12 protein-coding genes and 1 pseudogene are annotated in these 13,195 nt (G+C 45.8%); 6 read left to right on the top strand and 7 right to left on the bottom strand.

The features are described from left to right. The first annotated feature begins 146 nt into the window (after nucleotides 1-146). The gene (locus QUA90_RS07885; protein ID WP_333444765.1) at nucleotides 147-701 is read left to right on the top strand and encodes a GNAT family N-acetyltransferase; all 555 of its coding nucleotides are present in this window, start codon (nucleotides 147-149) and stop codon (nucleotides 699-701) included. Nucleotides 702-792: 91 nt separating this feature from the next. Here the strand turns inward: QUA90_RS07885 and QUA90_RS07880 are convergent, their stop codons facing one another. The 5 genes from QUA90_RS07880 to QUA90_RS07860 all read right to left on the bottom strand — a co-directional run bounded on the left by QUA90_RS07880 (nucleotide 793) and on the right by QUA90_RS07860 (nucleotide 5,205). Further along, a complete protein-coding gene (locus tag QUA90_RS07880; protein WP_333389185.1) occupies nucleotides 793-1,362 on the bottom strand; it encodes a hypothetical protein in 570 nt (189 codons plus the stop codon). Between the two features lie 188 nt (nucleotides 1,363-1,550). Beyond that, complete coding sequence (locus QUA90_RS07875) at nucleotides 1,551-2,408, bottom strand: bifunctional class I SAM-dependent methyltransferase/HIT family protein (protein ID WP_333328599.1); 858 nt, start codon at nucleotides 2,406-2,408, stop codon at nucleotides 1,551-1,553. 109 nt (nucleotides 2,409-2,517) lie between these two features. Next, entirely contained in the window at nucleotides 2,518-4,116 is a 1,599-nt protein-coding gene (locus tag QUA90_RS07870) for an Hsp70 family protein (protein ID WP_333444763.1), read from the bottom strand. Between the two features lie 82 nt (nucleotides 4,117-4,198). After that, nucleotides 4,199-4,981, bottom strand: coding sequence for an XRE family transcriptional regulator (locus QUA90_RS07865; RefSeq protein WP_333444760.1), 783 nt, complete (start codon nucleotides 4,979-4,981; stop codon nucleotides 4,199-4,201). Nucleotides 4,982-4,992: 11 nt separating this feature from the next. Beyond that, a complete protein-coding gene (locus QUA90_RS07860; RefSeq protein WP_006633566.1) occupies nucleotides 4,993-5,205 on the bottom strand; it encodes a DUF2997 domain-containing protein in 213 nt (70 codons plus the stop codon). Nucleotides 5,206-5,287: 82 nt separating this feature from the next. Here QUA90_RS07860 and QUA90_RS07855 point away from each other — a divergent pair, with 82 nt between their 5' ends. Further along, nucleotides 5,288-6,310: a low specificity L-threonine aldolase gene (locus QUA90_RS07855; protein ID WP_333444758.1), complete on the top strand. Its 1,023-nt coding sequence runs from the start codon at nucleotides 5,288-5,290 to the stop codon at nucleotides 6,308-6,310. A 199-nt stretch (nucleotides 6,311-6,509) separates the two neighbouring features. On the opposite strand, the gene QUA90_RS07850 is transcribed toward QUA90_RS07855, so the two are convergent. Together QUA90_RS07850 and QUA90_RS07845 are read right to left on the bottom strand one after the other, a co-directional pair. Continuing rightward, a complete protein-coding gene (locus QUA90_RS07850; RefSeq protein ID WP_333444756.1) occupies nucleotides 6,510-6,908 on the bottom strand; it encodes a DUF4112 domain-containing protein in 399 nt (132 codons plus the stop codon). A gap of 70 nt (nucleotides 6,909-6,978) precedes the next feature. Continuing rightward, nucleotides 6,979-7,317, bottom strand: coding sequence for a helix-turn-helix domain-containing protein (locus QUA90_RS07845; protein ID WP_333129966.1), 339 nt, complete (start codon nucleotides 7,315-7,317; stop codon nucleotides 6,979-6,981). Between the two features lie 116 nt (nucleotides 7,318-7,433). Here QUA90_RS07845 and QUA90_RS07840 point away from each other — a divergent pair, with 116 nt between their 5' ends. The 4 genes and pseudogenes from QUA90_RS07840 to QUA90_RS07825 all read left to right on the top strand — a co-directional run. Next, nucleotides 7,434-8,132, top strand: a complete 699-nt coding sequence (locus QUA90_RS07840) for a pirin family protein (RefSeq protein WP_333444753.1) — start codon at nucleotides 7,434-7,436, stop codon at nucleotides 8,130-8,132. Nucleotides 8,133-8,279: 147 nt separating this feature from the next. Next, a complete protein-coding gene (locus QUA90_RS07835; RefSeq protein ID WP_333328613.1) occupies nucleotides 8,280-8,486 on the top strand; it encodes a hypothetical protein in 207 nt (68 codons plus the stop codon). A 159-nt stretch (nucleotides 8,487-8,645) separates the two neighbouring features. Beyond that, complete coding sequence (locus QUA90_RS07830) at nucleotides 8,646-10,289, top strand: WD40 domain-containing protein (RefSeq protein WP_333444751.1); 1,644 nt, start codon at nucleotides 8,646-8,648, stop codon at nucleotides 10,287-10,289. Nucleotides 10,290-10,701: 412 nt separating this feature from the next. Further along, nucleotides 10,702-11,772: pseudogene (locus QUA90_RS07825) on the top strand (ABC transporter ATP-binding protein); the annotation flags it as partial. Between the last annotated feature and the right edge of the window lie 1,423 nt (nucleotides 11,773-13,195).

The following is a 13,195-nucleotide window of genomic DNA, read 5'->3' as shown; positions in this document are numbered from 1 at the left end:
CGCAACTTTCCAATAATAACTTTTCGCTTTGGAACATAAGGAGCCTGAAGACTATGAATAATATTTCGTTTTTGCCGTTTACCCCTGTTATAAAATCCGGTTTGTGAGCGTATTAGTCCGTCATCCTTAATTTAGTATGTAAAATCATGAACGTACAAATTACAGATTTGCGTGCGGTTGACGAGCCAAAAATTCAACAGGTAGCTAGATTAATAGTTGAAGGTTTTAAAGAGCATTGGCCCGATGCTTGGCCCGATCTAAAATCTGCTTTGCAAGAAGTGCAAGAATCTTTAGGAGCCGATCGCATCAGTCGAATTGCTGTCGGCGACAGCAATCAAGTTTTGGGATGGATTGGCGGGATTAAACAGTATGATGGTAATGTTTGGGAACTGCACCCGCTGGTAGTGAGAACAGAATTTCGCGGACAAGGAATTGGTCGATCGCTCGTAGCTGATTTAGCAGCAGAAGCTAAAAACCGGGGAGGGCTCGTGCTGTGGGTGGGTACCGACGACGAAGACAATCAAACCACTCTTTCAGGCATCAATCTTTATCCTAACGTTTGGGAACACATCGCCAAAATTAGAAATTTGCGCGGTCATCCCTACGAATTTTATCAAAAAATGGGTTTTGCGATCGTCGGAGTGATGCCCGACGCCAACGGAATTGGCAAGCCAGATATTTTCATGGCAAAGCGGTTGTAAAGTTTAATGTAGGTTCTAAATTTACTGTCCGGTGGCTTGCCAATTCAACACTTAGCAAAATTAGTTGTTGAAAGTTTCCCAGAAAATCGGTCTAGTCTGGACGTGCGAACCCCGTTCGAGGGTCGCTAATAAACAAACCCAGAACTAACGAATCCATCACCGTATCCCAGACAGGAGTCAAACGTTCAGCATCATCAACCCAGTAATCAAAAGTAATCAAACACTGAACATTAGAACCCAATCCAATACAGATTCGCGAATAAGCTTCCCGCTGTTCTGGAGGGTCGATAAACTTAAATTGAGTCCAAACAACGCGGGCAGTTTGCCGCTTCAATTGGATAATTTCCCCAAAAGCGATCGGATTCCGGGTATCATCTTCAACCACCTTCTGTAATAGCGGCACCAGCGGAAAATCTGCCCAGTTACCAGGTGGTAGCAAATTAAAAGAAACCTCCAAACGACAATCATCATCCGGCGGCTTTTTATCCGTAAACCGGAACGAATTAGTATCCGGTTCAAAATGCCAATCTTCCGGGACATCAAAGCGGACTGCACCTCTTCCTGCTACAAAAATTCGAGTTCCAGGCTTTGACTTCCAATTGTGGTCTTCTTTGAGTTCTAGAGTTTCCTTGAGCCATTCTTGCTTTTTGCGCTTAGACATAAACAGAACACCAAATTGCTGCTAATGTGTAGTTTTAGACCTTGCAAACACATTTTAACTCTATTTGGCTCGCCGTTTGCTCAAATATAACAATCCTTACAAAAATTATGAATTCCTCTCTTCTCTATTCCTCTGTGTTCTCTGCGCCTCTGCGGTAAAAAATAATTCCTTTCACAATTTACTAACTTTTATTTTTCACTCTTGGGAATCACATACCTAATTCCGCCTTTATTCCCAGCCGCATCGCCCTTGTAACGGGGGATAACATGAATAGCCGCGTGACTGCGACTTTGACCAGCCTGTTTATTAATATTGATTCCCACATTAAACCCGTCAGGCTGAAATTCTTTACTTAACATTTCTTGCACCTTATTAGCCATAAACCAGCAAGCCGATTGTTCTCGAAAAGGCAGTTCAAAATAATTAGCAACGTGACGCTTGGGGATGATTAAAACATGACCTTTGCTGGCGGGATAACCGTCAAACATCGCAAAAGCTGTTGCTGATTCAGTTAGCAAAGTTAGGTTTTTGTAAGGATTGCAGAATATGCAGTTATTAGTAGAATTTCTTTGATGGTTGTAATGAACGTATTTGTAAATTTCGCAAGACTCATCTAGGTGAACTGGCTTAAAGGGAAGTTTGACAATACACTGATATGTAGGTTTTTTGTGGACATAATGTTCTCGAAAGCCTTCTTTTTTGATATCCCTTCTTACCGCAAAATACGCATTCCCTCCTGGTTTCAACAGGTGCGAGACTTCCATCAGGACATTAGCTTGTTCTTCAGGAAACAAAACATTCAAAACATAAAAACAAATGATTGTGTCGAATTTCTCTTCGGGGAATTCCGGGAAATAATAAGGGTCATAACCCGTAATATCGAAGCCTTTTTGCTGCAACAATCTCACATCGCTGCCGAAGCCGCACCCAAAATCTAAGACTTTGCCTTTCAGCAAGTTTTTATCTAATAAAAATCTGGCTGGAAATGACAGGTAAATTCTTTCGATGGCCGTCAGGTGGCTGAATTTATTTTGTTGCTTTTTCATGGCGGCATAAATTTGATTTAAAGCGATATTCTTCAGTCAGCGCACCATCCAGACGAGAGTTTGTGGAGTAGCAATTTCCAGATCCGAATGTTATCTAAAAATTTTACCATTATTGCAGTTTGGCGATCGCCCCTTTTTCCACCAACACCTTACCAGTCACCAAATCCCGCACCGTCGCCAACAAAACCCGCCTCTCATCCACCTCAAAACTCACCGAAACCCTATCAATTCCCAATACCCCAGGCGGATTCAAATGCGCCACACAAACCTGCTGGTGGTGGCTGTCCAAAGAGCGAAAATCCGTCTGTTTGTTGAGCCAACTGCTCGTCATTTGCCCTTTTTCGTTAAAAATAACCTCCGCTTGCGATACCTCCGCCACTTCCCCAATATCTAACCTAATTTCCCTTTGCCCTTCAATTGCCACTTGCAGCGTCAACTCTTCGGAACTTTGACAGGGATACTTCATTTCCTTGCTAAATATCGGCGAATAAGCATAAGCTTTAGCATAAGGTTCCCAGAGGCGAATTGCATAGCTGTGGCGCAAATAATCGTCAACACTAGCTAATTGTGTCAAGGCTAAAGCACCGTGCGCCACCGCTTCAAACGGCTTGTCAGCTTTGACTTTTTGCCGCCCAAAATACGAAACCACTAAATTAGATATAGCCGGAATTAAAGAAGTTCCTCCTACCAGCAAAACCTGTTCGATATCTGCTTTGCCGATACCTTTTCCCAGCGCAATACTCAGGACTTCATCTAAACTTTCCCGCAACTGTTCTAACAACTGCCGAGATTCCAGAATTTCCTCAAGCTTGTCTCGGTTTAGCTGCAAGTCGTAAGACATAAAATTTTCATCGTCAAACCAGCTTTCCTTCGCCTCATTAACTTGAGAAAGTTGAATTTTTAACTTTTCCGCTATTTCTAATAAGTTTTGCCAGCCAATTGGGCCGACTTCTGCGCGCGACGAACCAATTTGCCGCAAATAATCTTCGACAATCCAGATATCAATATCTTCGCCGCCTACATAAGCATCGGATTTTGCCAACACTTCGGCACGCATTAAATTTGGACTTTGAGATTTGCTATTTTTGACTGAGGAAGGAGGGGCAGTGCGAACTAAACTTAAATCTAAAGTTCCGCCGCCAAAATCAACTACTAAAACTAGAGAGCCGGGGCGTTGTACTGCATATCCCAGGGCGGCGGCTGTGGATTCATCTATTACCTGAACTTCCGGAACTCCCAAACTTTCTCCTATGTCGCGAAACCAATCTAGATATCGCTCAAATGCTCCGACGGGTACTGTAAAAATTACTTGGTCTGGCTGTATATTTTGTATATACAACTGTTTCCAAATAGTTGTGATAAACTGTTCGGCTACTGATTCTGACGTGTAGGTGTCGCCATCAAGATTGCGGGGTGGTGGCTGAAAGTCGGCGGCTAAATTGCGTTTAAAAGCTTTAAAAAAACGGTCTGGCTGGGATTGCCCCAAACGCTGCGATCGCACTTTTTCTCCCAACACCAAGTCTCCGGCATTTTTCACAAAGACTAAAGTCGGAACTACAGATATTTCTCGCACATCTCCGCTCAAATTCTTCGTTTTAAAAATGCGGGACATCTCGCCCAATCTCAAAGTTTCTGGTGTTTGCGTATCCGGGTTAAGAATGCAGACAACCGTGTTGCTGGTGCCGAAGTCAATGGCAACTGTAGTCATGGTGATTTTAGATTTTAGATTTTAGATTTAATTTTTCATTGGCAACTGTAGTCATGGTGATTTTAGATTTTAGATTTTAGATTTAATTTTTTATTCCCGCTGGAAGGGTGCGACTAACTTTAGCAGGAGCAAGAATTCGCTCTCCCTCTCGATAGCCGACAAACCGAATATAAACTAATTCTCCTTCGGTTATATCCTCAACATCCGGCTGGTGCAACTGCGGATTGTAAGCAGTTTGTTCCCACGCAGAACCAATCATTTCAAAATCCCAACTTGACAAGAGATTTTCTAAGGGAGTAAACAAAGCTGAGAGATTTTTGGCGGGCATATCCGGCTTGGCTTCTGCCATTTTGCGGGCGGCGGGATAGTTGGTTAACAAAGTTTGCAACTGTTCAAAGGTAGCGCGGCGAAAATCGGCCGTTAGTTGAGCTTTTTGCTGCTGTAATTCCGATCGCAGCCGGAAACACTGCTGCCTCAATTCTTCTATTTCGCTGGGATCAGTTGTGATTGTAGCCGATATTGGCAGTGCGAGCAAAGTGCGATCGAACTCTTGAAAATTCAAATTCAGCACTGTTGCCAGCCGTCTCAGTTGGTCTAGCGTGAGTTTTCCCACGTCTCCCTGCCGCACTAAGCGCACCCCGAAGCGACTTAAGCCTGCTTTTTCGCCTAAGTCTTGCCAATCGAGAATGTCTAGCTGATTCATGCGTTCCCGCAGAATTGTATCGTACTTAAACTCGATCGCATCTCCCGCCTCAGATGCAGCATAAACGTAGACTAAAATTAGAAAAATGCCCCCGATAGCTAGCGCGAAGCTGAAGGCAGGCACTGTTGTTACATCAACTGTTGCACCGAGGAGATAGAACATTGTTAATTTTTCTAAACTTGTTTTAAAGTCTGCGTTTGTTCAACGACCAAATTTTCTTCGCCTTGGTAATATTCTGGCAGCAAGTCTTGAGATTCTACTTTTCCGAGGGCTTTTTCAATTCCGGCGGTGGTTTCGGTGCAACTCGAACCGGTGGCGTTGAGGACGGTTTCGGTAATTTTGCCGTCTTTGCCGATGCGGTATTCTATTTGGCGGTATTCTGCCATAATTCTTCCTCTTGGTTTAATGCTTGAGTGTTGACGGTTGAGTGTTGAGTTATATTATAGATTCTATTTACCAATTATTCTAATGAATTTTTGTAGCGACAATGCAACCGGGGTTTCGCCGGAGATTATGGCGGCGATTGCAGCGGCTAATTGCGGTGCTGTGATGTCTTACGGAGATGATGAATATACACAGCGTTTACAAGTTAAATTTTCGGATTTGTTCGAGACATCGGTGACAGTTTTTCCGGTAGCAACAGGTTCTGCTGCTAATGCTCTGGCCCTTGCGGTTATGACTCCTCCTTACGGGGCGGTTTACTGTCACGCGGAATCTCATATTAATCTAGATGAATGCGGCGCGCCGGAGTTTTTTACAGGCGGTGCAAAGTTAGTTACAGTAACAGGAAATCATGGTAAAATAGAGGTAGAGACTTTAGGAAAAATACTCGATCGCGCTGGTGCAGGTGTCGTCCACCACGTACAGCCCGCAGCCGTCAGCATCACTCAAGCAACGGAAGCCGGCACAGTCTACCATCCAGCGGAAATTTCCCACATTTCAGAAGTAGTTCGCGCTCACAATTTGCGCCTGCACATGGATGGAGCTCGCTTTGCCAATGCTGTCGCCAGTCTTGGCTGTTCTCCTGCTGATATCACTTGGCGCGCCGGTGTAGATATTCTCTCGTTTGGAGCGACAAAAAATGGCGCAATGGCTGCGGAAGCTGTGGTTTTTTTTAATCAAGAATTAGCAAAGACTTTCCCTTTTTACCGCAAGCGCAGCGGGCATCTTTTCTCGAAAATGCGGTTTTTGTCGGCGCAGTTGGAAGCGTATATAACAGATGATTTGTGGCTGAAGAATGCGGCTCATGCAAATAATATGGCAGCCCGATTAGCCGAAGGTTTTGCGGGAGTTGAAGGAGCGAAGTTTTGCCATCGAGTTGAAGCCAACGAGATTTTTATTCAACTTCCCGAATCGGTAATTACAGCGGTTTTAGCTGAGGGCTTTCTGTTTTATCGGTGGGATGAATGTACTGTTAGACTGGTAACGGCTTTTAATACTTTGGAAGCGGATGTTATTGCTTTGGTGGAAGCGGTTAAACGACATCAGTAATTATTTCGTAAGGGTTGGTTTTACGAATAATATCTGACGAGTACCAACAATCTAGATCAACCCGCCCCCCACAATAGACAACCCGCATCAACATTAAATTTGGATCGAATGCGGAAAATCTACATTCTGATTTTTCGTTTGATTGGGGTAGGCTTGAGAGATTGTTGGTTATTTACAATTATTGTTTGTGACACCAGCCCTACATTTTAATAGGTTGAGGAATAGGTTCTGCAACTGCGGCTAGTTCGGGTTCAACTTCTTCGAGGTGTGCTTCTAAAAGCGCCAGATTTCTCATGTTTGATTTATAAAAAGCATCGAAGATATCTCCGACTAACGGTACTGAACCCACCACGGCTTCTAGACCGATATTGTAAACCATTTTCCCTAGAGTTTTTTGGGGAATGTTGAATCGAGTTGCTAAATAAATTAGGTAGGCGGAAAACGCGGTATCTACGATATCCCCAGCACCCGGAACTAAACCAATAATGGGGTCTAAACCAATGCGAAATTTAGTGCCGGGGATGCCAATGGCGGTATCCATCAGGCGGCTGAGTTTGCGGATGCGGTTGAGGGTGGCGAGACGCTCTATTTTGTTCATATTATTATTGTTGAACTAGGTTGAAAATTTGAAATCTGTCGGAAGACGGAAAAAACCATCGAGAAACCGCTCATTTTCCATCTTCGCTAATATGCTGAATTCCCCATTCGTGCATGGCATTAATAATCGGTTTGAGACTTTCGCCCAAAGGCGTTAACGAATATTCAACTTTTGGCGGCACTTGCAGGTAAATTTCCCGATGCACGATCGCGTCGGATTCCATTTCCCGCAGTTGCTGCGTCAGCATCTTCTGAGTAATGCCGTTGACAGCTCGTTGCAGCTCGTTAAAGCGCTTCACTCCTGGAAACAACTCCCGCAGAATCAAGACTTTCCAGCGCCCGCCAATCACCTCTAGAGTGCGTTCTACAGGGCAATTTGCGCGATCGACCTTTACTTCTTGGACTTGCATAGTATCTTTTTGGTAAGTATCGCACTTTTAAGTGCGTACTATCCATAATAACTTGACTCGGTTTAAAATAAAAACATCACAGAAACACCCGATAAATTTCACTGAGGATTCAGAAAATGATTACCGTCAGAAAAAGTGAAGCAAGAGGACACGCTAATCACGGTTGGCTGGACAGTTACCACACATTTTCTTTTGCCGGCTATTACGATCCAAATTATATGAATTTTCGCTCTTTACGGGTAATTAATGAGGATTTCGTTAGCCCCGGCAGAGGTTTCGGCACTCACGGACACAGCGACATGGAAATCATTACTTATGTATTAGAAGGAGCGTTAGAACACAAGGATAGTTTGGGTACCGGTGCAGTGATTAAACCCGGTGAAGTGCAGCGGATGAGTGCAGGTACGGGTATCGAGCACAGCGAGTTCAATAGCTCGCAAACAGACCCGGTTCATTTGCTGCAAATCTGGCTGTTACCCGATACAAAAGGCTTGCAGCCGAGTTACGAGCAGCGGGATTTTCCCCTAGCAGAAAGGCGCGGAAAATTGCGCTTAGTGGCGGCACGAGATGCGAGAGATGGTGCTGTGAAAGTGCATCAAGATGTTGATTTGTATGCGGCTGTTTTGGATAAAGACTCGCAGGTTTCTCATACTTTGCAGCCGAATCGCCATGCTTGGGTGCAAGTGGCTCGCGGCTCGGTTTTGCTGAACGGTTTGACTTTAGAAAATGGCGACGCTGCGGCGGTTAGCGGTGAGTCTGAGGTGGTGATTGAAGCTACGGCAGATGCGGAATTTTTGCTGTTTGATTTGGCATAAAATTGGGCATCCTACATACTAAGTAAGGTGCCAAATCCGCACCTTACTTAGGGTGGGTTACTACTTAGGAAATAAGTAAATAGGAGGAAGACAGTAAATTTTATTTGTGGTATTTTTGCTAAGGTTAAGTGTTTAGGATAAATTTTTATGCAAGAAAACCCGATCGCCAGAAAGCATCTTGTTTGGAGCCTCATCACTGGTTTTGCAGTCGGCGCGATCGCGGGCGCACCCCTCGGCTGGATGGCTAATGGGTCTTTTTCCGACCAGCGTTCGGCTCAAAGTATCCTTTGCCGAGAAAAGAATAGAGATCAGCCAGTTGCTATTGTTGAGGCTAGGTGCGGTTCCCGATTCTAAATTTTTCTGCTAGCCAGAGGGCGGTGTCAAATATTGTGAGGCTTGTGCGAATGTCGAAAGTTCGATATCGTCGCGCAGGCATTTTGGCGTTGTCAATATGCCACAAACCGGAAAAGTTATCCGTCAGTGGATATGTGGGTATGTTAAATTTACACAATAATGAATTACAGCAGAACAATTCCGGCTATTTTGAGTGCTACGATCGCCCTGAGTTCGATCGCCCTCATCCCACTGACATCACCTCAAATTGCCCTCGCATTAACCGCCGACAAAGTTAAAACCGTTGCCCAACAAATTACTGTTCGCATCCAGGGGCCAAAAGGCGGTTCAGGAGTAATTTTAGAGAAACAAGGCAGCACATACTATATTCTCACAAACTGGCACGTTGTCGATAAAGCAGGCGATTACGAGGTCGTAACTCCCGACGGCAAAGCTCACTCTGTATCATACAGCCTCGTGCGGCGAATGCCCGGTGCGGATTTGGCGATCGTGCCATTCAGCAGCACTCAAAGCTACCCCTTGGCTCAATTAGCCAATTCCCCAGCAACTAAGGGAAACAAGGCTTATGTGGCGGGCTGGCCGATATCCGGCGGTTCTCTGAGACAGCCGATTTTCATCGCCACGGAAGGCTTGCTCACCGGCCGCCAAACTGCCTGGAACGGCTATACTTTGGTCTACAACAACTTAGTGAGAGCGGGCATGAGTGGGGGGCCGGTGCTCGATGATGCGGGGCGACTTGTCGCAATTAACGGCATTGTCAGGTTAGAGGACAACTCTGATAAAATCGTGGCTGCGGGAATAGAAATTAATACTTTCATGAAATGGCGATCGACTGTTTCGCTGCCAGTCGTTCCTCAATCTCCTACTGCGGGAAACCCGAAAACTCCGGCGAATAATGCGCCACGCACGCCCGCAAGTGCGATCGCCTTTGCTGCTACAAATACCCTCAAAGGCCCTTCGGAAGTTGTCAGTTCCCTTGCCCTAGCTTCAGCTTATTTTACTACAGGAAATAGCAACGGCACAATCTCAGTTTGGAATTTTCCCAGCGGGCAATTAAAAACTACCCTGCAAGGTCACACGGAAGCAGTAAACGCATTGGCCGCGAGTGCGGATGGCAAGGTGTTAGCTAGCGGCAGCGACGACAAAACCGTGAAAATTTGGAATTTAGAAACTGGCGCGGTTGTACGCACTTTAAGCGGGCATTCCAATGCAGTTTCGAGCGTTGCCGTTAGTCCTGACGGTCAATTTGTAGCCAGTGGCAGTTGGGACAAAACGATTAAGATTTGGAACCCGAAAACAGGAGAGTTGCTGCGGACTTTGACGGGGCATTCTGGGTTGGTGAATGCTGTTGCAATCAGTCCCGATAGCAAAACTTTAGCTAGCGGCAGCAAAGACGGTTCAATTAGGTTGTGGAATTTAGCTACAGGTCAAGCAATTCGCACGATTAGCGGCAAAAACTTGGCTGTTTTGTCGCTAGCTTTTACTCCCGACGGCAAGAGTTTAGCTGCGGGAAACAGCAATGGCACTGTTGGGTTGTGGAATGCCGGAAACGGGCAGTTAATTCGGCGTTTAAGCGGGCATACTGACGGGGTTTGGTCGGTGGCATTCAGTCGGGATGGCACTACGCTGGTTACTGGGAGTTGGGATAAGAGTGTGAGACTTTGGGATGTACGATCAGGCGAATTGAGAGGTAATTTGAGCGGTCATGCTGGCTACGTTAGCGCTGTGGCGATTAGCAGCGACGGTAAGACTATTGTTAGTGCAGGTTGGTTGGGGGAAATTAAGATTTGGAAAAGGAGTTGAGATTTTTTTTAACGAACCGCGAAGGCGCGTTACGCGGAGGGGCGCGTAAGCGCTACTCAACCTAGAAACAGCCGCGCCTCTGTAGCGAAGCCAGCTAGTTGAGGGTTGGGGTAGGCACGGACTCTACTGGTAGGGTGCGTCAGTTGGTAGCGATTCGATGTACATGGGCTAATCATTTCCGGGCTTCGCACCCTACTACCTAGCATTTTGCTTCAAAGTCCGATCGACCCTTATGATAGATTTGGTTCTTGCCAGACTACACTGGAAGACAAAATCAAATTAAAAATTTCGCCATAAATTCGATCGACCCGCCGACCGGGCGGGACTCTCCACTTCGTGGAACAGGCGTCCCGCCTGTGGTTGGCAAAGTAAATCTAAAATCTAAAATCTAAAATTGCGTGACTTCTGACAAATGATTGAAGTAGAACACTTAAGCAAAACTTACGGTTCGACCGCAGCGATCGCGGACGTGTCTTTTTCGGTCGAATCAGGAGAAATTCTCGGTTTTTTGGGACCAAACGGCGCGGGAAAAACCACAACGATGCGGATTTTGTCGGGATATTTGCCGGCATCCAGTGGTACGGCCCGCATCGCCGGCATGGATGTTCACGAAAACTCGATGGCCGTCAGACAGCGCATCGGCTATCTGCCGGAAAACCCGCCGCTTTATCCAGAAATGACTGTGGAAGGGTTTCTGTTTTTTGTGGCCAGGATTAAGCAAGTACCTGCGGGCGATCGCGCGCGACGAGTTACGTCCGCGATCGAACGCTGCGGCCTGGTTGATAAACGCAAAGTTTTAATCCGCAAGCTTTCTAAAGGATTTCGTCAGCGTGTCGGTATCGCGCAGGCGATCGTCCACGACCCACCGGTCATTATCTTAGACGAACCAACCGTCGGCCTCGACCCCCGACAAATCATCGAAGTCCGCAATTTAATCAAAAGTCTTGGCGGCCAGCACACAATCATCCTTTCCACGCACATTCTGCCGGAAGTCAGCATGACTTGCAACCGCGTCACCATCATCAATCGCGGAAAAATCGTCGCCGCGGGTAGTCCCGAAAATTTGATGGGAGAGTTGGCCGCCGGAGAGGGCTACGAACTCGAAGTTGAAGGCGAGGGGGATTTGGTAAACAGTCTGCTGTTGCCTTCTTTGGAAAACTTGCGGGGAGTTCGATCGGTGGAATTGATTCCAAGCAATCAATTTTTAGTGGGTCGCTACCGCCTGCGGGCATTGTGCGAATCCGACATAGAACCCGGACGAGAAATTGCTACAGCTATCGTCGCCTCTGGATTTGGACTGTGCGAAATGCGTCGCTCTCGCGCTACTCTGGAAGATGTGTTTTTAAGGCTGACAGCGGCTGAAAAGAAACCGGAAGAAAATCTGGTTCATAGCGAACCGGAGGTCGATCAAAATCTGCAAGAAGCGGCAGAAACTCAAGACTTGATCGCGGATTCTCATCAATCCGAATCGCAACCGATAGTCGAAAATCTGCCCGTTGTTTCAGAAACAGTAGAGTCGATCGAGCATCCTCAACCAGAACCGATAGTCGAAAATCTGCCCGTTGTTTCAGAAACAGTAGAGTCGATCGAGCATCCTCAACCAGAATCCGAACCAGTTGTAGAAACCGTACAGCCGATAAAAGGGAAGCATCTCAGTTTGGGTGTCACAGGAACCAGATCATCTTACTCGCTACAGATATCTAAACAAGCAAGCAGGATGCTCACTTTTGTAAAAAATGTTTTTTACAAAAGTGAGAGACTCCCGATCGAACCTTCTCCACCAGAATCCGAACCAGTTGTAGAAACCGTAGAGTCGATCAAGCATTCTCAACCAGAACCGATAGTCGAAAATCTGCAAGTTGTAGAAACCGTAGAGTCGATCAACTATTCTCAACCAGAATCCGAACCAGTTGTAGAAACCGTAGAGTCGATCAAGCATTCTCAACCAGAACCGATAGTCGAAAATCTGCAAGTTGTAGAAACAGTAGAGTCGATCGAGCATCCTCAGTCAGAATCTGAACCAGTTGTCGAAAGGCAAGAGTTGATCGAGCATCATGAAACAGAACCGATACTCGAAAATCTAGAAGTTTCACAAACCGTAGAGTCGATCGACTATTCTCAACCAGAACCGATAGTCGAAAATCTGCAAGTTGTAGAAACCGTAGAGTCGATCAACTATTCTCAACCAGAATCCGAACCAATTACAGAAACAGCAGAGGAAATAAGCGATTTAGAACCTGAAATGCAACCAGTGGCCGATTTTTTGGAAACTGTAGAAAGACAAGAGTTGATAGAACATCCTCAACCAGCACCCGTTGTCGAAAATCTACAAGTTTCAGAAACGGTAGAGTCGCTAGAACATCCTCAACCAGAACCGATAGTCGAAAATCTACAAGTTTCAGAAACGGTAGAGTCGCTAGAACATCCTCAACCAGCACCCGTTGTCGAAAATCTAGAAGTTTCAGAAACGGTAGAGTCGATAGAACATCCTCAACCAGCACCCGTTGTCGAAAATCTAGAAGTTTCAGAAACGGTAGAGTCGCTAGAACATCCTCAACCAGAACCGATAGTCGAAAATCTACTCATTGTAGAAACAGTAGAGTCGATCGAGCCTTCTCAACCAGAACCGATAGTCGAAAATCTACTTATTGTAGAAACAGTAGAGTCGATCGAGCCTTCTCAACCAGAATCCGAACCGATTTTAGAAACACCAAAGTCGAACCAACCTTCTCAACCAGAACCGGTTCTCGAAAATCTCGAAGTTTTAGAAACACCAAAGTCGAACCAACCTTCTCAACCAGAACTGGTTCTCGAAAATCTCGAAGTTTCAGAAACACCAAAGTCGAACCAACCTTCTCAACCAGAACTGGTTCTCGAAAATCTCGAAGTTTCAGAAACACCAAAGT

Origin of the sequence: Microcoleus sp. D3_18_C4 (genome assembly GCF_036702355.1) — a bacterium.
Classification (GTDB): domain Bacteria; phylum Cyanobacteriota; class Cyanobacteriia; order Cyanobacteriales; family Microcoleaceae; genus Microcoleus.
The sequence above is the reverse complement of the archived record's forward strand: the minus strand, read 5'-3'. Positions and strand labels throughout refer to the sequence as shown.